This window comes from Paenibacillus germinis, from assembly GCF_013141785.1.
GTDB lineage: Bacteria > Bacillota > Bacilli > Paenibacillales > NBRC-103111 > Paenibacillus_E > Paenibacillus_E phytorum.
In genome coordinates this window covers 66,660-87,686 of the sequence record NZ_WHOC01000070.1, presented here as the reverse complement: position 1 = coordinate 87,686, position 21,027 = coordinate 66,660, and the positions used below count along the sequence as shown (strand labels likewise).

Genomic DNA, 21,027 nt, shown 5'->3' with positions numbered 1-21,027 from the left:
GTGGTCTATATGTACTTCATTGAAGGGGGAAAAGGCTTTTGCTTAAGAGAACTTTAATCGGATTACTTCGCAGTCATGAAACGACCGGAGATAAAGCCAAAGATCCTTTGCTTAAAACAAGATATTACAAGCTTCCTAAAGAACAAGTATGGGAAGAAGTCACTGCCGTTCTGAAAAAAACGCCGGGCTATAAACTTCTCCACGAAGTTCAAAATGTTGGTGAAATTCTCGCGGAACGTAAAACAGTAACTGGACGAACACAGGATGTAACATTAACGCTATTTGGGATTAATCCCGTGAAAACCGCGGTAGACATTTATTCAGCATCCCGAGGCTCAATGGGGGATCTGGGTTCCAATTACCGTACTATTATAGATATTTATAAACAATTAGACAGAAAACTTGCTTCTTATAAGATTGAAGGATGAGAAGACTCTTATTGAGGCCATTCAAAGACGAGAGACCGCGGTTAGTTGAAAGATTTATTGCTAATAAGAAACAAAAACAGCAGGGAAGCTAGGCCTCCTTGCTGTTTTATTTTGTGCGTATTAAACTAATTTTTTGACAGCTTCTACGGCTGTTTCATAATTAGGGTGAGCCGTCATTTCGCCCAGGTACTCAACGTATTGAACGGTATCATTCGCATCGATAACGAAAATGGAACGCATATCAAGTTGAAGCTCTTTGATCAATACGCCATAAGCTTCGCCGAAGGATTTTGTTTTGTAATCGGACAAAGTGATCACTTTGTCAATACCTGCCGCACCACACCAGCGGGATTGTGCAAAAGGAAGATCAACACTAATTGTAAGAACAGCAACATTGTCGCCTAGACCTGCTGCTTCTTCATTGAAGCGGCGAGTTTGTGCGTCACAAACGCCTGTATCCAAAGATGGAACAACGCTGATCAGCTTTACTTTACCTGCATAATCTGCGAGGGAAACTTGAGTCATCAAATCTTTGTTAACCGTAAAGTTAGGGGCTTTGTCACCCACTTTAATTTCAGGTCCTACCAAAGTAATCGGATTGCCTTTAATGGTAGCAACACCAGTACGTTCTTGTGCCATATGAACTGTTTCCTCCTTTATTTTCCATGCTAAATAACAACTTATTTATTATAAGCTTTTTCAACTTAGGTTGTCCAATCGTTACTGTAAGGCTATAATTTAAATGTTTGAAGATCATATAAGCTCGCAATCACGTAAGAAAAGTCGGGGGATTTATCCAAGTGGAATTAAGACAATTGCAGTACTTTGTAAAAGTAGCAAGAAAGCAGCATGTAACCCAAGCTGCGGAAGAAATGCATGTGGCGCAATCAGCCGTTAGCCGGCAGATTCATCTTTTAGAAGAAGAGCTCGGCATTAATTTGTTTGTGCAAAAAGGTCGTAATCTTCATCTTACCTCAGTAGGTCATTTATTCTTAAGTCGAGTCGAGGGGATTTTGACGGACTTGGAACGCGCTGTTGGCGAAATACATGAATTTCTTGACCCGGAAGCCGGGGAAATTCGCATTGGGTTTCCACATAGCCTGGTCATCAATTTGCTCCCTGTTGTCGTTGCAGCTTTTAAAAAAGATCACCCTAACGTTAAATTCAGACTCCGTCAAGGGACTTATACGTCCTTAATCCGAGATGTCTCTAAGGGAGAGATAGATCTGGCTTTCATTTCGCCATTTCCAGAAACTCATGAACATGTTTCGGGTGAAATTTTGTTAACCGAAGAGCTGTATGCGATTATTCCCTCCAACCATATCCTTGCGGATTACACATCCATACGACTGGAGCAGTTAAAGAATGAGCCATTCGTTATGTTCAGTGAAGAATATACACTGCGTACGATTGTGATGGAGGCTTGCTTGAAAGCGGGCTTCGTTCCGAAGATTGAGTTCGAAGGTGAAGAAACAGATACCATTCGGGGGTTAGTAGCCGCGGGTATGGGGGTGAGCTTACTTCCTTCCATGGCTTTAATGGAAAGCGGTCAAATGCAGCCAGTCAAAATTCGTGTGACCGATCCTGTGGTCACTAGAACTGTTGGTTTAATTTGCCGAAAGGGTGAGAAGCTGCCTTTGGTGGCTGAAGTGTTCAGACGGTTTCTATGTGATTATTTTCAATGAAAAAAAAGCTCATCTTGTGTGTGTGAATGACACCTACAAGATGAGCTTTTATGTTTAATCGTCACTATTACGGCCATTAAAGATCATGATATATTTCAGAAGTTCAAGAACGGAGATTAATGCGGCTGCCACGTACGTAAGAGCGGCGGCATTTAATACCTTGGCTACCCCGCGTTCTTCTTCATTAGAGATGAAGCCCTCGGCGATCATTAAATCTCTAGCTCTTGAGCTAGCGTTAAATTCTACTGGCAGTGTAACTAATTGAAAAGCAACCGCTGCTGCGAAAAAGATAATACCAAGACCGAGTAGCCATGGGATCTGTTGGAAGAAGAAGCCGGCTAGTATGAGCAAGGGAGCTACACCGGAAGCGAAATTAACAACCGGGAACATGCGGTGCCTTGCGACAAGCATTGGATAGTGAACTTGGTGTTGAATGGCATGGCCTACCTCGTGACAGGCGACTGCGACAGCTGATATGGAGCTTTGGTAGTAGACTGGTTCAGATAAACGTACTACTCTGGCTATCGGGTCATAGTGATCTGATAGGGTTCCGGGTACTGCTTCAACAGGGACATCATACAGTCCGTTTGCATCAAGCATGCGTCTTGCCGCCTGAGCTCCCGTCATTCCTGAGTAAATCGGTACTTTGGACCATTTGTTGAATGTTCCCCGAACTCGAAACGAGGCCCACAACGAAAGTCCGAATGCAATAATAATGAGAAAATCCATGGGATGAAAAAAGAACATTTGACATTCCTCCGTATTTCGTTATGAGAACGGATTTTTACCTAGAAGAACGATTAGCGCTTCAATACAGGCCGCGGTTGGCTGTGTAAGGATACGGGAAAGCTTCTTCATTTGATTTGGTTTCAACTGTTGAATGATAGGTCCCAATTCTTTGGCTTCCTTCATTAACTGCTCAAGATGAATCTGGATAGATGTCAGCTTATCTCTCACTGTATCATCTGGCGACACTTTACTCCATTGTTGTAAATTCGCTTTGATTTCCTCTAAGGTATATTTCTCGTTCTTCATAGATTCAATACGTTTAAGTCGAGTCAAAGTTTCATCACTATAAAGGCGATAATTCGTATCTGATCTCTTCTCGGGCTCAATCAAGTTCAACTTGGTGTAGTAATCAATGGTTCGAGAACTGACATCGGCAAGTTTGGCTAGTTCTCCGATTTTATAAAGCTTCTCTTTTCCCATAATAAGTTCACCTCTACTCCAATGTTATGTAGGAATTCTTCTATATAGTAATGATACCTGATTACAAACCGTACAGTCAAACGTAATACTTTTCAAACCTGACATTGATTTTGGGATAGGAATTGTAACATTTCACTCGACTTATGAACGAAAACACGAATTATGCCTGTTCGATGTGAGGTTATTTTTCGTTTTTTTCAATTTTTAAAAGAAAATCCTATTGTCAAACCCATTTAACCTGTATATAATGACATTAAGAGTTTCATTACATGTCACTTAATATAACATTAAAAAGGAAGTGGTCGTATGGTTAAGAAGTTGTTGTTAGCTTTCGGCGTTATGGCATTATTGTTCCCTACTCTCGCATTTGCTGCAGATGAAGCAACAGTACCCCAACTTCAAAGTGCAATCGATGCCGTTTGGGTTATGTTAGCAGCTATTTTGGTCATCTTCATGCAAGCTGGTTTTGCTTTATTAGAAGCGGGGTCTACTAGAATGAAAAATGCCGGTCACGTAGCCGGTAAAACAATTTTAACTTTTGGCTTATGTGCCATCGCTTTCTGGGCTGTAGGTTTCGGTTTCGCCTTCGGTGACGGAAATGCTTTCTTCGGAACGACAGGGTTCTTCGTTACAGGCTTAGAAGATCAAGCGGCAGCGGCATTCGGATCCCTTTCTTTCTCAGATGTACCTATTGGGATTAAATTCTTGTTCCAATTAGCTTTCGCAGGTGTATCCTTAGCGATTGCGTGGGGCGGATTTGCAGAAAGAGCGAAACTTCCAGTTTACTTCATCTTTGGAATTTTGTTTACAGTCGTGATTTATCCAATCGTTGCTCACTGGGTATGGGGCGGCGGCTGGTTGAGCAAGCTTGGGATGCAAGATTTCGCGGGATCAACAGTTGTTCACTTACAAGGTGCAACAGCGGCGCTCGTAGCTACTATCTTGTTAAAACCACGTATTGGCAAATATAATAAAGATAAAACGCCAAACTTGATTCCTGGTCACAACCAAGTGTTGTCTGTTCTCGGTGTTATCATTCTTTGGATTGGTTGGTTCGGTTTCAACCCAGGTAGTACACTAAGTGCAATGAATGATGGGTTCTTTGGTTATATTGCTTTGACAACGAACATGGCTGCTGCGGCAGGCGGAGTTGCGGCTCTTATCATTTCTTGGATGTACTTCGGTAAAGCAGATATTCCTAGTATGTTAAACGGTGTTCTTGCGGCGCTTGTTGCGATTACAGCAGCTTGTGCGTTCGTAGATACTTGGGCTGCCATTGTAATTGGTGCGGTAGCTGGTATTGTTACATTCTTCACAGCACAATGGTTTGAAAGAGCTGGCATCGACGATCCGATCTATGCTTTCTCCGTTCATGGTATCGCAGGTATTTGGGGTACTCTTTCCACTGGTTTGTTCGCAACACCTGAGCTTTCAGCGAAGGTTGGCGTCGGTGGTGCGGGATTGTTCTACGGCGGCGGTTTACACCAATTGGGCATTCAAGCACTAGGTTTAGCTGGAGCATTTGTATTCGTACTTGTTCTTTCCTTTATTATCTTAGGTATACTGAAAGCTACAATTGGTCTTCGTGTTACAGAAGAAGAAGAAATTATCGGTCTGGATTTATCTGAACATGGTTCTTATGGATATCCAGAACAAATGAAAAAAGCAGCTCAAAACGGCGTGTCCGTTTAATACCACATACACTTTCTACTAGAGCAAAGGGGATGCAACATGAATCATCTCTCAATGGAACAGATCATGGAACGCATCTATCAATCGGAACAGTTCGATGAGATGCGTATAACCAGAGATCAGGTGCATGAGATGTTTCGGGAGCATCTCCTTTTCTCTCATTCACCTGAAATTGGGCGAAAAGTGAATCAAATACACGATGCCTTCATTCACAGAACGATAGAACTGGCTGAACATATGTTGGAGGATGAAGGGTTCGGGAAACCGCCTGTTCCTTATGCATTTATATTGTTGGGCAGTGGAGGAAGACGTGAACAAACGCTTTGGAGTGATCAAGATAACGGACTTATTTATGAAGAAAGTGAAGATTACTCAGAGGAAGAATTAGATATTTATTTTATCAAACTTGTACAGTGTATCCTGAGCGGGTTGGATATTTTAGGTTATCCGCCTTGTGATGGAAATGTGATCTCGAGTAACAAGCAATGGCGAAAGCCGTTGTCCATGTATATTGAGATGATGACAGATTGGTTTATGGAGCCGAATTGGGAGAATGTTCGTTATTTGCTCATCCTTGCTGACATGCGCTGTATCTTCGGTTCTACAGCTATGGTAGATCGGCTCAAAGGCGAGTTTCTTGCTTATGTTCAGGAACATCCGAGTATCTTGAAGTATTTGTTATCCAATACACTCCATCACAGAATAACATTGGGCGTATTCGGACATCTGATTACGGAGAGATATGGAGAGGATTCAGGTGGGTTTGACATTAAATATGGCGCCTATATTCCTATTGTAAATGGGGTTCGACTTCTTGCTATTCAAGCGGGGATCATGCACTCATCTACGTTGGAGAGAATTAGATTGCTGCAGGAATCTTCCTTCATCCCTAAGCAATTAGCTGTGGAATGGCAGGCTGCTTTTGGAGTTGCGCTTAAGCTTAGAGATTTGACACCTTTTCAGCTTGATGGCGAGATGTATACGACAAGAGGCAAGCTAAGCGCGGAACAGTTGACCAGAGAGATAAAGCAAGAATTAAAACAATGCCTGCGTACGGGGATGGAGTTACAAAAGTATGTTAGAAAATCAATCGATTCACACATTGAGACAGAAAAAGGTTAGAAATAATTGATGTTATGTTTCATTGGATAGGGAGAGGTGGTTCGAGATGAAAGATATGCGTCCGGCTGGGCGAATGTGGCATTTGTACAAAATGGGTGGTCTTACACCAGCGCTTACGTCCATGTTTGATGTGCAAAGTGCTCAACAGATGGCTTTTATTCGTTCCATGTTGAAGGAGCAAAGGAAAGATTCCCTCTTTGAGATACCTCTTCACTCGATGGAAATCGTTGTTTTTGATTTGGAAACGACGGGCTTCTCTCCTTATAACGGTGATGAAATTATTTCATTCGGAGGCGTCTCAGTCATTGGCGGTGAAGTGCAAAGTAATCATACATTCTATAGTACAGTAAATCCAAAACGTAAGATTCCGGATGAGATTGTCACCTTAACGGGTATTACGAACGAAATGGCCGCAGACGCACCTGAATTAATAGGAGTGTTAAGTGACTTCTTGGAGTTTGTTGGGCAAAGAATACTCGTTGCGCATGCAACCGGGCATGATAAAAATTTCTTGAATTCGGCCTTATGGCGCACGTCCAAAGTGAGCTTATCGCATCGTGTTCTCGATATCATGATGATTGCCAAATGGCTAATGCCGAAGAGGAAAAATTTGAGCTTGGACTCTCTGCTTCATGCCTACGATATTCCGGTAACGAATCGTCACCATGCGCTTGAGGATTCCCTTATGACTGCGCAGCTGTGGTCTAGATTCATGGAGGAAATAAAATCAAGAAATGTAGATACCTTAGGTGATTTGTACGCCTTATTAAGCCATCACTGACCGATGACAAACGCAAGTTTGTGATATGAGGTCTGTGGGGCTTTTTTTATTTGGTAAAGCTGTAGTTCAGGATGTTGCAATTGCTGAAAGGATAAGATCCAATAGGTAGGAATCGAATGCCAGAGTGTTTGTAGATCCTGCTCCGAAGGAACTGGAGGAGCCGTTGGGTGTGAATGGAAAAGACCGATCACGGGGTTCTTGCTGTCCATAAGATAAGGGAGCAGCTCTGCGGGACTTATTTCAAAACGATTTCTTGGGTTACTTGCGATATTACGTAAAGGAATGAAGGTACTCACTTGCAGCTCTTCATCCTTGCCATGGGCTTGTCCACCGAGAATGAAACCGCATGCTTCTTCAGGGAGTCGTTGCAAGCTGTAGGAGATAAGGCCTTTGTAGAGCTCTTCAGTTATATATACATTCACCATCTATCCCCCCTCCTAATCAATGTGCATGTTAGAATGAGGTTAGTATATCATGCTTTTTTATTCATTTCCCCTTTAGGTTTAATAAAAAAGAACACGAGTGCAAGCATAAGAAGTGCCAAGGAAGATACGGTAATGAATATGGCTTTGTTCGAAATGTTCATGAGCCATCCGAAAAGTGGTGGACCACATGCTACACCAATGAAACGGAGACTATTGTACAACGAGGTTATCATTCCGCGCTGTTCACGCTCTACAGAACCGGTAATCAGTGTATTTAAGCAAGGTAGCAGCAGACCAGTACCAATGCCACTAAGTGTAAGTAAACCGATAAATATGTAGAGATTGGTATTTAGGAATATGGCTAATGCTAGCGAAATGGTCATCATAATGAGTCCGATGTTCATTAACCAGCGCATCAATATGACATTCTCTTTGATTTTAGCACCGGTGGTATAGGAGGTAATGACCATGCCAAGCAAAGGAATAGCAAGGATGAGTCCCTTGCGCACACCTTCGATGCTATATGGTTCTTCCTCCAATATTTGGGATAAATAAAAAAGAACACCGAACAGAATGAATAACGAAATGGAGCCAGCGAAAAACGCAGGGATGAGCCAACGACCTTTTTCCTGAAAAATGCTTCGAATTTGCTTCAAGTAATCCTTAAGAGGTTCCGCTTCCTTTTCTTTAGGCGGTTCCTTAATCATGAAGATAACTGCGAGTAGTGCTAACACACAGAATATTGGGAATGCAAAAAATGGAGCAAACCAAACGATTAATGCTAATAAAGAACCTAATATCGGGCTTACGACTTTACCAGCTCCATTAGAAGCCTCTATGAGCCCAAGCGCTTTACTCGCTGTCCCGCCCTTATATAAATCTCCTACGAGCGCCATCGCTATAGGGGCTGTCCCTGCTGCTCCTAAGCCTTGTATAGCTCGTGCTGTTATAAGGATAGGATAGGAATTCCAAACAGCTCCAAGGCCTGCTAGAACGCCAGCAGAGCCGTAAACAATAAGTGAAGGGATGATGACAGCTTTGCGTGTAAATCGGTCTGATAAATAACCCGATACAGGAATGATAAGACCAGCTGTGATGGAGAACAAGGTAATGACGAGGGAGCTCTGGAAGCGCGAGATGCCCATCCTTTCCTGCATATCAGGTAAAATGGGGACTAGCATCGAATTACCTAGCACAAGAACTAAGGGAATAGTTGCGATTGCGATGTACTCCCAAATGTGGCCTTTTTTGTTTTTAGGTTTGTTTTTAGGTTTGCTTTCAGATTTGTCTTCAAATATGTTTTCAGACCTTTTTTTGCCCTCGGCTGCTTTTGTATGCATGATAAAGTGAGTCCTTTCTGAACATGATGTATGTTTACTTTTCCCATATAAGTTGAAAGCATACTTTGGATTTTCATTGTTGAAAAATAGTATAGTTTTATACTTTTGCTTCGCTTCAACCTTGACAAACCAGCTCGTCCCCGTGGGACGACGGAGTTGTTTATCCTAGGATGTTGGAATTTACGTGGAATTGGAGATAATATAGACAGAGTGGAGGTGGATATGCTTGAAAAAAAACGTGTTTGTGATAGCCCTGGTGGTTATCTTAGCTGGTTTTGCGATTTATCAAAACGCCCAGCGTCAGAATAAAGAGACGCTTATGCCTACTGAGCAAGCGCCAAAAGTGAATTTCTTAGCCCCCTCGTTTACGTTAAAAGGGCTTGATGGGAAAGACTACACGATTGGTGGACCTCGAGAGAAGCCGTTGTTCGTTAATTTCTGGGCTTCATGGTGTGGTCCATGTGAGGAAGAGGCGCCAGATTTGGTGAATGTGTACAACAAATATCAAGGGCAGTTTGATCTCTATGCAGTCAATGTGACACCTGGTGATAAAATGGAGAACATTACGAAGTTTGTGGAAACCTACAAATACCCATTTCCGGTGTTATTAGATAAGCAAGGAACGAATGCGGATACCTATCGAGTGGTTGCAATTCCAACCAGTTTTTTAATCGATAAAAATGGGGTCATTCGCGAGGTCGTCCATGTACTTTCTCCTAGAGATTTGGATAAGAAAATTGCGGGTCTCATTAAAGAATAAAAAAAGCTGCAAGAGAGCGCCGATGTTGGCGTACTCTTGCAGCTTTTCTTGAATGTCCTTTTAGAAAAATCTCGATAGAGGTTTATTCCTTAATGGTTTACTAAGCCTAAGCGCTCTTGTTGATCTTTGTTCGCAGGCTCTACGCGTTTTCTTCCGATTAGTGCATATCGCAAACTATCTACGAGTGCATACCAGCTAGCTTCAATGATGTTACTGGATACACCTAGCGTATTCCATGTTGTCTTGAAGTCAGTTGATTCCATTAGAACGCGAACTTTACCAGCAGTAGCACCTTTGATATCCAGGACACGTACCTTATAGTCGGAGAGATGGACATTCTTAATATCAGGGTAATATTGGATCAGCGCTTTACGTAAGGCATTGTCAAGAGCATTTACAGGACCGTTGCCTTCAGCCGCGGTATAGATCGTTTCCCCATGAACCTTCACTTTGACGATGGCTTCGGAAACGACCGATTGATTAGCGGATTTCTCAACAAGCATTTTGAACGATTCTAATGTGAAAATCTCTTCCAAGCCTTCGAATGCTTCGCGCAGCAAAAGCTCAAGCGTGGCATCGGCTCCTTCGAATTGGTAACCTTGATGCTCGAGATCTTTAATTTTTTCAATGACTTCTTTGGTTTTCTGATGTTCTTTATTGAAGTCTAGATTCAGTTCTTGAGCTTTCACAAGTACATTGCTTTGCCCCGCAAGCTCAGAAACAAGAACACGTTGTTTATTGCCGACAAGTTCAGGCTTCGTATGCTCATACGTGCTAGCATCCTTGAGAATGGCCGAAACGTGAATACCGCCTTTGTGCGCAAATGCCGCATTCCCAACATATGGCTGATTAACAGGCATATGCATGTTGGCGATTTCGCTAATGTATCTCGAAACAGGCGTTAATGATTTCAGTTGTTCTTCTGAAATAACCGAATAGCCAAGCTTCAACTGAAGGTTAGGGATAATGGAGCTAAGATTAGCATTACCGCAGCGTTCTCCATAGCCATTGATGGTTCCTTGAACTTGTCCTGCTCCTGCTTGTACAGCAGCAAGGCTGTTTGCCACACCTAATTCGCAATCATTATGAGCATGAATGCCAACGGGGGTAGTAACATTCTGTTTAACGGTAGTGACAATAGATGTAACTTCACCGGGTAATGAGCCGCCGTTGGTGTCACAAAGGACTATCCAATCAGCGCCAGCGTCCTGTGCTTTTTTGATTGTTTGCAAGGCATACTCGGGATTATTCTTGTAACCGTCGAAGAAATGCTCGGCATCATAGATGACTTCAAGACCGCAACTTTTTAAATAAAGAACGGAGTCATAGATCATGGCAAGATTTTCTTCAAGCGTGGTTTGAATGGCCGTTGTGACATGGAAGTCCCATGATTTACCGAAGATGGTTGCTACCTGAGCGCCTGACTCCACGAGTCTGTTCAGATTAATGTCGTCCGCAGCTATGGAATCCTTACGCCGTGTGCTTCCGAAAGCAGTAATCTTCGCATTTGTGAATTTCATGTCACGAGCGCGTTCAAAGAATTCAATATCTTTGCTGTTGCTGCCCGGCCATCCGCCTTCAATATAATGAACCCCAAGCTCATCGAGCTTGCGGGCAATTTTAATTTTGTCCTCGACAGATAAGCTGATGCCTTCTCCCTGCGTACCGTCTCGTAGTGTTGTGTCGAAGATTTTGACTGATGTTGGCATAGGTTCCTCCTTCAAAAGCTAGCAAAGTGACTTCGGTGCTTGATGTGTGGGTGCTTGTGCTTGCTTTAAAGCGCTAATGTATAATTTACGATTATACCATAATAGTATGGGTAAAGACATCATAACGCAAAAATACGTTTGCTTGAAAGAATAATTTTTTGTATGCTGAAAATGGCTCTAATAGTTGGTTGTTTATCAATGGGAGGGAATATAAATGGTGACAACTCAGCATCATTATCCCAAGCAAGGTAGAGTCATTTTGCATATAGACATGAATGCATTCTATTGCTCTGTTCATGAGGCTGTTGAGCCTGAATTATATAAAGGAAAGCCTCTGGCTGTTGCTGGTAGTGTTGAGCTTCGTAAAGGGATTATTGTTACTTCATCTTATGCTGCGCGCGCTGTAGGGATCAAGACAGGCATGCAAGTTAGGCAGGCGATGAAGTTGTGTCCAGATTTAATACTGATAAGACCTGATTTCGAACTATATCGCAGCTTCTCAAGACGCTTTATGCAGATTGCTTATAGTTATTCACCTATGGTGGAATCCATGTCAATCGATGAGTGTTTCGTTGATATAACAGGGTCCAAACAATTTGGAACCCCACTTGAGATCGCGAATAACATTCAGCAAAAGATCATGAAAGAACTGAAGCTGCCCTGTTCGATCGGCGTTGCTCCCAATAAGCTGCTTGCCAAGATGGGCTCCGATATGAAGAAACCGAATGGGATATCTGTCCTGCGTCTACGAGATGTTCCCACAGTATTGTGGGATAAACCGTGCAATTATTTATATGGAATTGGTAAAAAGACGGCGGATAAGCTGACTAGACTTGGCATCCATACGTTAGGTCAGTTGGCAGTAGGGGACGAATTGCTGTTAAGTAAACACTTTGGCATCTTAGGAGCACATTTGAAGCGTTCGGCTAATGGGATTGACCCTTCACTTGTAAACCCCGAACAAGAACAAAGCAAGTCAATTGGGCATACGACGACGCTGCCGCAGGATTTTACCGATACCAAAGAAATTCACCGAGTATTCTTAAATCTGGCGGATCAAGTAGCAAGAAGGCTTCGCAAGCAGGAGCTAATGGCATCCACGATCCAAATCACGATTCGTGATCCGGAGATGAGGACGATTACACGATCAGTTACCTTGCCTACGCCAACCGAGCATATGGACGATATTTATCGAACGTCGTGTCAGTTATATGATCATCAATGGGAGGAAGGCAACCCTGTTCGGCTGCTTGGGATTACGCTGCAAAATCTAACGATGAAGGAAGAAACGTTCGTTCAGTTGGATCTATTCGATTATGAAAAGCAGCCTAAACGAGAGAATTTGAACCGCATCATGGATGGACTTCGTGATAAATTCGGGGAAAATGCGATTCTAACTGCGGGGATGATGGGCGACAATCCTGCAACGTTGATTAGAAATCATAAAGCGAGGGGGACATCCCTGCAAATGGACCATTTGAGGAACAATCCCCTTCACAAAGAAGAGGAGAAGTGACGAAAGATGGCATATTGTATTGGCTTTGCTGGCTATTCGGACAGTGGGAAAACAACGTTAGTGGCCAAGCTAATCGTAGAAATGAAGCAGCGCGGCTATCGGATAGCCGTAATGAAACATGATGCGCATGGACATTATAAAGAAGCGGCAGGGACGGACTCCACAACTTTTGTAGAGTCCGGTGCAGAAGCGGTTGTAACCCTATCTCCAGATGGGATTCATGCGTTCGAAAAGAAGCGAAATCCAAGTTTAGAAGAACAGATAAGTGCTTATGCACATCTAGACTATGTTTTTATCGAAGGCTTTAAGAAGGAAAAGCATCCAAAGATTGCTGTTTTTCGTACTATAGAACAAAGTGAAATAATTCATGTTCTTGAGCCTGGGCCGATTGCTATTGCAACTGATATGGACAATTTCAACTTTGATTTAACAGCTTTTCCTTCCTTCGATTTGAACAATATCCGTGGTTTAGCTGACTTTATTGAACAATATGTTAAGAGCTATTAATTTTAAGGTTTGAACTTTGTCCGTATTTATATTATATTTTACATTGAGGATAATTTGAGGAGGAGTTAGAAATCATGGCAAAGTATACATTTGTTGATAAAGATACTTGCATCGCTTGCGGCGCTTGCGGAGCTACAGCTCCAGACATCTATGATTACGATGATGAAGGTTTGGCTGAAGTGATTTTTGATGGAGACGGCAACAAAGGGGTAACTGAAATCCCAGAAGATCTGTTTGATGATCTACAAGATGCACAAGATGGCTGCCCAACGGATTCCATTAAAGTTGCGGATACACCTTTTAGCTAATCAGTATAAAACATTATTTTGTGAAGTGATTCGCAGAATGTCGAAAGAGCTCAGTTCCTGCAAAGGAATTGAGCTCTTTTTTTGAACAAATTGTATTTACATGTAACTATTTATTGCCATTTTCTACGTGCCATCTTACAATGAAGCTAGTAAACATTGGGAGGATCTTATGGGTAAGAAGAAATGGATTCAAACTTTAGCGGTAGGACTTTTGTTGATGTTATTTTCGACATATTTCTACACGGTTAACTCTAGCGGCTTGTTTTATTTTGTTGAGGGTCCCCTCCAAGATGTTTTGCGGAAAGCTAAATCTGTGGATGAACGTCAGCCAGAGGATCGCATCAAAATTGTTAAGATTGATGAGAAATCACTTAAAGCAATCGGGAAATTTCCGTGGGATCGAACTACCTATGCGCAATTGATAGAGAAGCTAGAGCAGTCAGGCGCAGCAGCAATTGGTATAGACGTGGTTTTAGCTGAACCTTCGAAAAACCCCGCTGACGATAAAGCATTGGCTGATGTTTTGGCGAAGTATCAAAATGTCATCATGCCCGTCCAAATTAACTATCCCTCCAAGCAAGAACAAGCAGGCGATCTTGTACCTGAGAAAATCGACTACCCCACTCCAACACTAACAACCAGTAGGCAGCAAATGGCACATATTAATGTGTTTGTCGATAAGGATGGTAAGGCTCGGAAACTGCCAGTCGGGCTGCCGGATGAGAATGGAGTATACATACCTGCGTTCAGCGTTGCGCTTGCCAATCTAGTTCTGGATGATAAGGACAAAGTGAAGCGAGATGAAGCAACTGGAGAATGGAAACGCGGCAATAAAGTAATGCCAACGAACGAAAGAAATCAAGTTACGACTGAATTTTTCACACTGCCTAGGCAGAAAGTAGATGCAACTACAGGCTATGAATCACTTTCTTTCATTGATGTTATTAATAGTAAAAACCCCTTACCTTTGCAAGGCAGCATTGTTCTGGTAGGACCGTTCGTAACGGCCATGCAGGATGAATATCCAACGCCGATCAGCTCTGTTAAGATGTTCGGGATCGAAATACATGCGAATATGATTCAAACTTTATTAGAAAGCAAGTTTTATAAAGATACAAGTAAGCCTTTTGGCGTAGGTATTATCTTACTAATTTCTTTGCTTGCCATTTTCTTATTTCATAGATATAAAGGCAAAACAGCCCTATTTATTTTTCTAGGAATGTTCGTGATCTATGGTGGCGTATGGTTAACCTTCTACATTGCTGGATCAACCTTCGCTCCTCTTGTATACCCGCAATTTGCTTTGGTTACGATCTATATTTGGTCGTTGGTGAGTCATTACCTGGAAGAGCGGAAGGAGCGCAACCGCGTAACCGGTATCTTCGGAAGGTTCGTTTCCAAAACGGTAGTAGACGAGCTGTTGCAGTCAGGTGAAGATGTTAAGCTTGGCGGCAGTCGTAAAGATATCTCGCTTATTTTCGTAGATATTCGCGGGTTTACCCCTATGTCGGAACGACTAGAGCCCGAGCAAGTTATTCAAGTATTGAATGAGTATCTGGATGTATGTACGAAAGCTATTTTCAAATTTAACGGGACTCTCGACAAATTTATTGGTGATGGTGTCATGGCGATGTTCGGCGCTCCGATTGAATATGACAATCACCCTGAGATGGCTGTGCGAGCAGCAATTGAAATGAAGTCGCAGGCTACGGTTCTTGAGCAGAGATTGATTGAAAAATATGGAATCGGTGTGAAATTCGGTCTGGGTATTAACAGCGGACCTGCGGTTGTTGGAAACATTGGTTCCGAAGATCTAAGGCTCGATTATACGGCTATCGGTGATACGGTTAACTTGTCTGCTCGATTAGAAGCGAACGCGAAACCAGGTCAAATTCTAATTAGTGAACAGACCTATGCGAGGGTCAAAGACCTTTTTGAGATAGAATCAATCGGTGAAATTAAGGTCAAAGGAAAAGAAAAGCCCGTGGCGGTATATGAAGTTATCGGGAATCTCTAATAAATGAATGCTGGGGAGGAATTCGGTGTGGGAATAACTAAGAAATCATTTGTATCATTATTCTTAAGTTCTTGTTTAGTCTTTAGTTTGGTCTCAGCGCTGCTTGTAAAACCTGTGGACGCAAAAACCGTTCGAGTAGCTGTCATTGCGGCATTATCCGGTGATGTAACGATCAAGAAAGGCGGAGGTTCCAAATCGTACGATGCCTATGAAAGTATGAGTTTAAATCAAGGCGACACGGTTTACACAGGAGCTAGCTCATCCGTCACGCTTAATTTGAGTAATGGGGATGCGGACGTAACATTAGGCGAAAATGCTGAGATTAACGTGTCAGACCTAAATACCTCAGATGGAAATAAGAAATCCAAGCTTAAAGTATGGGCCGGATCCATGTGGGTCAAGGTGAAGTCATTAGCTGGATCAGATGATGAATTTGAAATTGAGACACCAACAGCTGTTATGGGTGTTCGTGGAACGCAGTTCTTTGTTACCGTTGATCCGAAAACAGGCGCAATTAAGATGGCGGTTGGAGCAGGGAAAGTCTCCGCATCGACTGTAAAGAACGGCGCTGACTCCACTCAAAAGTCTACAATTACATACTTATATCCAACGCAACAAATTTCTTTGGATTCTAGGGATGAGACGGATGATCTGTCTCTGAAAGTAGATTTTCTTGATTTAGATGATTTTATTAAAGATGCATCACCTGAAATCATTAAAGAGATTATCCTGAATAAGGCCGAAATAGATAAAGAAAATGAAGAGTTTTTTGCTAAGAAAAAGAAAGAAATCGAAGAAGGCAAACTCGTGGATGATAAGACTTCTTTATATGTGAAGGATCAAGCTGAATTAGATAAAGTGAAACAAAACTTAGATAACTTAATTGGAAATATTGCTAAGAAGGCTCTCACGGAAAATAAGGTGGATAAAGAGTCTTTGAATAAACTCATTGAACAAGCAAATGCAAAAATCGATAAACAAGAAAAGAAATTAAATTTAAACAATGTTAAAGAATTAGATAAAACGGCAGGTGTCGACGCAGAAAAAGAAAAAATAAAGAAAGAGATGCTTCAAAAACTTGAAGCAGAGAAGCTTAAAAAGCAACTGGAAGGAGCGAAGAAGCAAGAAGAACTCAAAAATAAGCTGGCTGCTGCGCTTAAAGCTTTGGAAGATCAAAAGAAAAAGATTCTCGAAGCAACGAAAGTGGCGGAGGAGAAGGCTAAAGCAGAAGCTGAAGCAAGATTGAAAGAACAGAATGGGACGAATACTTCAGTACCGGGATCAGGAGGCAATTCGGGGAATTCAGGGGATACAGATCCAGTTCCAGTTCCGGTGCCTGCATTGACAGTAGCAAGTACTGTTATCGCGGAAGCTGCTGCAAACGATGGCAGTATTACTGCAACGCAAGAGATTACACTAGCAAATGGTACGTTTGCTGCTGACATGAGCACTGGTGTATCTGTTAATAACTTGCCAATAGGATTAAGTACTTACGTAACTCGTGTTAACGATAGACAAATAAAAATTGCTTTCAGTGGAAAAGCATCATCACATGCAGCAGCGAATGATGTCTTGGATGCAACTGTTACGATCGCAAAGGCGAAAATAGTGGGAGCAACTGGAGATGTAACTTCGAATGCTTTTAAATTCCAGTTTAGCGATGCAGTTCCTGCCGTAAGTTTAGATGCTACTACACCAGGTACGGATGGTAAATTTAATTTAGATATCAACTTGAGAGATTTTGTTGATTTAAATGAAATTTATGGGGTTGAAGTTCACTTAACATATGATTCAAATATTGGTTTTAATAGCGGAGAATGGGCAAGTAATTCGGGTATTTTTGGATCAAATAGTGCAGATCATGTGAAAGAGTATTCAAATGGAATGAAGAAAGAGCTTGTATTTGCAGTAACCAATTTTGGTGAAGGATCAAGTAATATTAAGGTAGATGGCATTGGGAAGCTCGTAACTATTCCATTTATCGGCTTTACAAATCTGGAAATATTAACGACAACCCCTAATACAATTTTTGTTGAAAAGATTGTCATTGTTAATAAAAGCAATGCAGGAGTTCGATCGATTGAAGTTCCCGAACTGCCTAAGAAAACAGTCAATTTGCCCCCAATTAATACAGATTAATTATTTTAAGATAGCAAAAAGGAGAAACCAATGAAACCCTTAAAACATATATTCGTTTCATCCCTAGTGGCCGCAACCTTTTTGGGAGGTTCATCCGCAATGGCGGCAGGATTGTCGGCGGATGCTCTATTATCCAGCAATGGTCAGATCCTATCGGACGTGTCGACCTTCGCAGGAATCGGCGATTTTGAAGATATGAATGGGGATGCGCTAAGTGCGGCATTCCGTGCTCCAGGCAGCGTTGTCCAACTTTCAGATGGCAGTATTCTTGTCGCTGATACAAGGAATCATCTCATTCGTAAAATTTCAGGAGGGAAAGTAACAACTTTCGCTGGTCCTGAGCTTGTCGTTACTAAGAACAACCAAGGATTTCCAACAGGAGGTCTTGTTGATGGAAAATCGTCAGAATCCTTTTTCAATGAGCCCACAGGATTAGCAGTAGATGCCAAAGGGAATGTGTATGTAGCTGATTCAGCAAATAACGCAATCCGTAAAGTGGATACGAATGGTCAAGTTTCCACGTTGGCTGGAAATGGTGTTCCTGGAAGTAAGGATGGAAAAGGTGCTGAGGCAAAATTTAATCACCCAAGTGATGTTGCGGCAGCTGGAGATGGAACCGTGTATGTCGCGGATTCACTCAATCATGTTATCCGTAAAATAGCCGTTGACGGCAGTGTTTCTACTTTGAATGCGGCTGCGACTCGAGCTATTCAAATACGTCCAGGGGAAGCTTCTTTCGCTGGTGAATTTCAAGATGGCAGCTTAGCCACAGCGAAGTTCAATGAACCTGCTGGATTGGTTTTAGATAGCAAAGGCAACTTGTTTGTAAGTGATACAGGCAACCAACGTATACGTTATATCGACCTCCAAGCAGGGACGGTGACTACGGTGGCTGGATCGACACCCGTTTTAAGCAATCAAACAATCTATGATAAAAATGAGTTATATGCAGGTGGAGACTTTGCAGATGGGGACGCGCTTAAAGCGAAGTTTGACTTCCCTAAAGGGCTTGCTGTTACCTCCGAAGGCGGGGTTTTAATCTCAGATAGTTTGAATCATGTGATTCGTTATTTGCTGAATGGCAAGGTTTCAACGATTGCTGGGACAGTCCAAACTGGTGAAGCGGACGGCGTGGAACAAGCAGCTGAGTTTTATAATCCGAATGACGTTCTTGTAACTGCTCAAGGTAATATTGTGGTTGCTGACTCCTCTAATAATAAAATTCGTAAAATTACTCCTTACCAATTACCTGGAAATCTAGCAAACAATAACCAAGTAAAAGTGGTAAATGGTGATAAAGTGATTTTATTCGATGCAGAGCCTGAAATTCAGGGTGGACGTACGATGGTTCCAGTTCGTGCCATAAGTGAAACTTTTGGCTATGAAGTCAAATATGTCGAGCTAGCTGGGAAATCAGTCGTTCAGCTGATCAAAGGTGATGTTACGGTTGAGCTAACAATTGGTGAAACAGGCGTTGTTCGTAAACAAGTGGGTCAATCAGACGTCAAACAAGTGACGGATGCATCTCCTTATGTGAAACAAGATCGTACGTATGTGCCGGTGCGTTTCTTCGCAGAGCAAATCGGCTTGGATGTCCAGTGGGATGCCGCTCACCAAACAGCCATTTTACGCACGAAATCATATGTGAAATAAGCAATCCGCAAGACGAGCCTGGCAGGGGGAAACCCTTGTCCAGGCTCTTTTTTTCATGACTTCATCTCTAGGTCATTTTTGCCGATAAATGAAAGAGAGTTACAAAGTAGTTGATAGGAGGTTTTCTAGATTGAAGGACAAGAATCGCATTGATCAGTTGGAACGTTTTTTCCAACATAATCCGATCGAAGATCCTCTTTATCTCAAAAAATATGTGAAAGAACATCCTGATCATAAAATGGCTTGGTACTTATTAGGCAGAGAATACGCAGCGCAAGGCAAGGAAGGCAAAGCGGCCTATTGTTTCGCACAGTCTGGGGAGATCTATGAGGCTTTTGAACGCCAGAAAATAACGATAGAAGGACCTTTACCTACTGCACCTTCTTCAGCCTTACATAAAGGCACTACCGTGACATCTGTTAAAAGTAAGTCCAGTGGTAAGGGGAAATGGATGCCGTTAATGGTCATTCTACTCCTACTAGCTGTTCCCGCTGCCATGGATTTAGCGAAGAACGATATGGGGAACATCCCGAATGAGACTGTTGCTGCAGCTCAAACTGCAGGGAATGCACCTGCACCTCCTATGCAGGAAGGGGCTTCTGGATTAAAGCTCTATTTCTCTAATGGGGATTGGGGTAAGAAGCTGCAGCAAGTACTGAAATCTTCAGGATCAGGAGCGGGAGAATCTGTCATCATGGAAGCTCCCCGGAGTGCAGATGGTAAATGGAACGAGTGGAACAGGTCGGTGAAACCTTTGATCGGTGTTGAGAGCAAAGGGGGAGGCGGGGGTTCAGCAGCACTAAAGTATTACCAGTCTCAGACTTGCTCCTGCGAGGTCGCAGATAGCTCCGCGCTTGTTCCAGTCATAGCGAATTGGATGCATGAGCGTGAGCAAGCTATTGTCTTACAAAGTGCAATCCAGGCCTATCAAAAAAAGACCGGAATGCTGCCAGAGAAACCTGAACAGCTTACGAAACCTTACCCCAATAATCTCCTGCCAGGACTCACTCCTGAGATGCAGGAGGCGTTCCCTCAAGCTGTAAGTAAGGTTAACGAAAGCGCAAAAGCGGGGAAAGCGCAGGATCCGATACAAACAGCGGATAAAACCGAGCAGCCGAAACAAGAGCTCAAAGAACAGGCCGCGCCATCTAGTTCGCAACCGAAAGCTTCCGCAGACCCACTGTTGGAACCGCTTAGGATTGTTATTGATATCGATAAGTATCGTTTGGCTCTCGTTAGTGGTGATTTCATCATCCGCAGCTACCCAGTTGGCTTAGGAGGCGAGAAAACGCCGCAGGGGGAGTTCTTCATTAGTGAAAAGGTGCGAAATCCGAATGGCAAATCGAATGGAGAATTTGGCAGCCGTGGGATGACTTTGTCGGATACACTTTATGCGATTCATGGTACGAATAAGCCTTCCAGCATCGGGAAAGATGAATCACATGGCTGTGTTCGCATGCTTCAAGATGACGTTGAAGAGCTCTATAACATGGTGACTCATGAAACGAAAGTGACGATTGGTAAAGGGGTATTATCACCTTCTTCTAATTCAGACGGTGGAAATGGTAATGGCGGTGGTAGTCCTGGTCTTGGAGCTGGGGGAGGGAAGCCAGATCAATCTTTTGGCCTTCCATTGCAGACCAATGACAGCAACCCGAGTAAGAAATATAAATGGCTTGATTAACACAGTGGAAACATAACAAAACCGTCTGAATGTACTTCGGACGGTTTTGTTA

General features: G+C 42.7%; 19 protein-coding genes. 13 read left to right on the top strand and 6 right to left on the bottom strand.

Annotation, left to right across the window (positions count from 1 at the left end; all coding sequences use genetic code 11):
• Positions 1–38 precede the first annotated feature (38 nt).
• On the top strand, positions 39–428 hold the full coding sequence (locus GC102_RS13740; RefSeq protein WP_171690042.1) for a DUF1499 domain-containing protein: 390 nt from the start codon (positions 39–41) through the stop codon (positions 426–428).
• Positions 429–548: 120 nt separating this feature from the next.
• Here the strand turns inward: GC102_RS13740 and tpx are convergent, their stop codons facing one another.
• Positions 549–1,067, bottom strand: coding sequence for a thiol peroxidase (gene tpx, locus GC102_RS13735; protein ID WP_057306969.1), 519 nt, complete (start codon positions 1,065–1,067; stop codon positions 549–551).
• A 161-nt stretch (positions 1,068–1,228) separates the two neighbouring features.
• Between tpx and gltC the strand changes: the two genes are divergently transcribed.
• Entirely contained in the window at positions 1,229–2,113 is an 885-nt protein-coding gene (gene gltC / locus GC102_RS13730; protein ID WP_171690041.1) for a glutamate biosynthesis transcriptional regulator GltC, read from the top strand.
• 54 nt (positions 2,114–2,167) lie between these two features.
• Here gltC and GC102_RS13725 read toward each other — a convergent pair whose 3' ends face one another.
• Positions 2,168–2,860 carry a zinc metallopeptidase gene (locus GC102_RS13725; protein ID WP_171690040.1) on the bottom strand — a complete coding sequence of 231 codons (693 nt, stop codon included), beginning with the start codon at positions 2,858–2,860 and terminating at the stop codon, positions 2,168–2,170.
• A 21-nt stretch (positions 2,861–2,881) separates the two neighbouring features.
• Positions 2,882–3,322 carry a MerR family transcriptional regulator gene (locus tag GC102_RS13720; protein ID WP_171640324.1) on the bottom strand — a complete coding sequence of 147 codons (441 nt, stop codon included), beginning with the start codon at positions 3,320–3,322 and terminating at the stop codon, positions 2,882–2,884.
• 306 nt (positions 3,323–3,628) lie between these two features.
• Here GC102_RS13720 and GC102_RS13715 point away from each other — a divergent pair, with 306 nt between their 5' ends.
• The 3 genes from GC102_RS13715 to GC102_RS13705 are packed head-to-tail and all read left to right on the top strand — an operon-like array spanning position 3,629 to position 6,917.
• Complete coding sequence (locus GC102_RS13715; protein WP_171690039.1) at positions 3,629–5,014, top strand: ammonium transporter; 1,386 nt, start codon at positions 3,629–3,631, stop codon at positions 5,012–5,014.
• A 39-nt stretch (positions 5,015–5,053) separates the two neighbouring features.
• Positions 5,054–6,136, top strand: a complete 1,083-nt coding sequence (locus tag GC102_RS13710) for a DUF294 nucleotidyltransferase-like domain-containing protein (protein ID WP_171690038.1) — start codon at positions 5,054–5,056, stop codon at positions 6,134–6,136.
• A gap of 46 nt (positions 6,137–6,182) precedes the next feature.
• Positions 6,183–6,917 carry an exonuclease domain-containing protein gene (locus tag GC102_RS13705; protein WP_171640330.1) on the top strand — a complete coding sequence of 245 codons (735 nt, stop codon included), beginning with the start codon at positions 6,183–6,185 and terminating at the stop codon, positions 6,915–6,917.
• On the opposite strand, the gene GC102_RS13700 is transcribed toward GC102_RS13705, so the two are convergent.
• Both GC102_RS13700 and GC102_RS13695 read right to left on the bottom strand, forming a co-directional pair.
• On the bottom strand, positions 6,911–7,342 hold the full coding sequence (locus GC102_RS13700; RefSeq protein WP_171690037.1) for a M67 family metallopeptidase: 432 nt from the start codon (positions 7,340–7,342) through the stop codon (positions 6,911–6,913). The two genes, GC102_RS13705 and GC102_RS13700, sit on opposite strands and share 7 nt — an antisense overlap.
• 47 nt (positions 7,343–7,389) lie before the next feature.
• Positions 7,390–8,682, bottom strand: a complete 1,293-nt coding sequence (locus tag GC102_RS13695; protein WP_171690036.1) for an MFS transporter — start codon at positions 8,680–8,682, stop codon at positions 7,390–7,392.
• 226 nt (positions 8,683–8,908) lie between these two features.
• Here GC102_RS13695 and GC102_RS13690 point away from each other — a divergent pair, with 226 nt between their 5' ends.
• Entirely contained in the window at positions 8,909–9,442 is a 534-nt protein-coding gene (locus GC102_RS13690; RefSeq protein WP_246320906.1) for a TlpA family protein disulfide reductase, read from the top strand.
• An 89-nt stretch (positions 9,443–9,531) separates the two neighbouring features.
• Here the strand turns inward: GC102_RS13690 and cimA are convergent, their stop codons facing one another.
• Entirely contained in the window at positions 9,532–11,151 is a 1,620-nt protein-coding gene (gene cimA / locus GC102_RS13685; protein ID WP_171690035.1) for a citramalate synthase, read from the bottom strand.
• A 214-nt stretch (positions 11,152–11,365) separates the two neighbouring features.
• Here cimA and GC102_RS13680 point away from each other — a divergent pair, with 214 nt between their 5' ends.
• From GC102_RS13680 to GC102_RS13650, 7 genes are all read left to right on the top strand, one after another.
• Positions 11,366–12,667 carry a DNA polymerase IV gene (locus GC102_RS13680; protein ID WP_171690034.1) on the top strand — a complete coding sequence of 434 codons (1,302 nt, stop codon included), beginning with the start codon at positions 11,366–11,368 and terminating at the stop codon, positions 12,665–12,667.
• Positions 12,668–12,673: 6 nt separating this feature from the next.
• The gene (mobB, locus tag GC102_RS13675) at positions 12,674–13,174 is read left to right on the top strand and encodes a molybdopterin-guanine dinucleotide biosynthesis protein B (protein ID WP_171690033.1); all 501 of its coding nucleotides are present in this window, start codon (positions 12,674–12,676) and stop codon (positions 13,172–13,174) included.
• 74 nt (positions 13,175–13,248) lie between these two features.
• The gene (locus GC102_RS13670) at positions 13,249–13,482 is read left to right on the top strand and encodes a ferredoxin (RefSeq protein ID WP_047686106.1); all 234 of its coding nucleotides are present in this window, start codon (positions 13,249–13,251) and stop codon (positions 13,480–13,482) included.
• 169 nt (positions 13,483–13,651) lie between these two features.
• Positions 13,652–15,499, top strand: coding sequence for an adenylate/guanylate cyclase domain-containing protein (locus GC102_RS13665; protein ID WP_171690032.1), 1,848 nt, complete (start codon positions 13,652–13,654; stop codon positions 15,497–15,499).
• 27 nt (positions 15,500–15,526) lie between these two features.
• Positions 15,527–17,638 carry a FecR family protein gene (locus tag GC102_RS13660; RefSeq protein ID WP_171690031.1) on the top strand — a complete coding sequence of 704 codons (2,112 nt, stop codon included), beginning with the start codon at positions 15,527–15,529 and terminating at the stop codon, positions 17,636–17,638.
• A gap of 30 nt (positions 17,639–17,668) precedes the next feature.
• Positions 17,669–19,291: an NHL domain-containing protein gene (locus GC102_RS13655; protein WP_171690030.1), complete on the top strand. Its 1,623-nt coding sequence runs from the start codon at positions 17,669–17,671 to the stop codon at positions 19,289–19,291.
• Between the two features lie 130 nt (positions 19,292–19,421).
• Positions 19,422–20,975, top strand: a complete 1,554-nt coding sequence (locus GC102_RS13650; RefSeq protein ID WP_171690029.1) for a L,D-transpeptidase family protein — start codon at positions 19,422–19,424, stop codon at positions 20,973–20,975.
• Positions 20,976–21,027 lie beyond the last annotated feature (52 nt).

What these genes read in the sequence shown, in the direction of transcription:
- tpx (WP_057306969.1), bottom strand. Translation starts at nt 1,067, where the DNA reads ATGGCACAAGAACGTACTGGTGTTGCTACCATTAAAGGCAATCCGATT.
- GC102_RS13700 (WP_171690037.1), bottom strand. Translation starts at nt 7,342, where the DNA reads ATGGTGAATGTATATATAACTGAAGAGCTCTACAAAGGCCTTATCTCC.
- cimA (WP_171690035.1), bottom strand. Translation starts at nt 11,151, where the DNA reads ATGCCAACATCAGTCAAAATCTTCGACACAACACTACGAGACGGTACG.
- GC102_RS13655 (WP_171690030.1), top strand. Translation starts at nt 17,669, where the DNA reads ATGAAACCCTTAAAACATATATTCGTTTCATCCCTAGTGGCCGCAACC.
- GC102_RS13670 (WP_047686106.1), top strand. Translation starts at nt 13,249, where the DNA reads ATGGCAAAGTATACATTTGTTGATAAAGATACTTGCATCGCTTGCGGC.
- GC102_RS13665 (WP_171690032.1), top strand. Translation starts at nt 13,652, where the DNA reads ATGGGTAAGAAGAAATGGATTCAAACTTTAGCGGTAGGACTTTTGTTG.
- GC102_RS13695 (WP_171690036.1), bottom strand. Translation starts at nt 8,682, where the DNA reads ATGCATACAAAAGCAGCCGAGGGCAAAAAAAGGTCTGAAAACATATTT.
- GC102_RS13710 (WP_171690038.1), top strand. Translation starts at nt 5,054, where the DNA reads ATGAATCATCTCTCAATGGAACAGATCATGGAACGCATCTATCAATCG.
- mobB (WP_171690033.1), top strand. Translation starts at nt 12,674, where the DNA reads ATGGCATATTGTATTGGCTTTGCTGGCTATTCGGACAGTGGGAAAACA.
- GC102_RS13715 (WP_171690039.1), top strand. Translation starts at nt 3,629, where the DNA reads ATGGTTAAGAAGTTGTTGTTAGCTTTCGGCGTTATGGCATTATTGTTC.
- GC102_RS13680 (WP_171690034.1), top strand. Translation starts at nt 11,366, where the DNA reads ATGGTGACAACTCAGCATCATTATCCCAAGCAAGGTAGAGTCATTTTG.
- GC102_RS13720 (WP_171640324.1), bottom strand. Translation starts at nt 3,322, where the DNA reads ATGGGAAAAGAGAAGCTTTATAAAATCGGAGAACTAGCCAAACTTGCC.
- GC102_RS13725 (WP_171690040.1), bottom strand. Translation starts at nt 2,860, where the DNA reads ATGTTCTTTTTTCATCCCATGGATTTTCTCATTATTATTGCATTCGGA.
- GC102_RS13705 (WP_171640330.1), top strand. Translation starts at nt 6,183, where the DNA reads ATGAAAGATATGCGTCCGGCTGGGCGAATGTGGCATTTGTACAAAATG.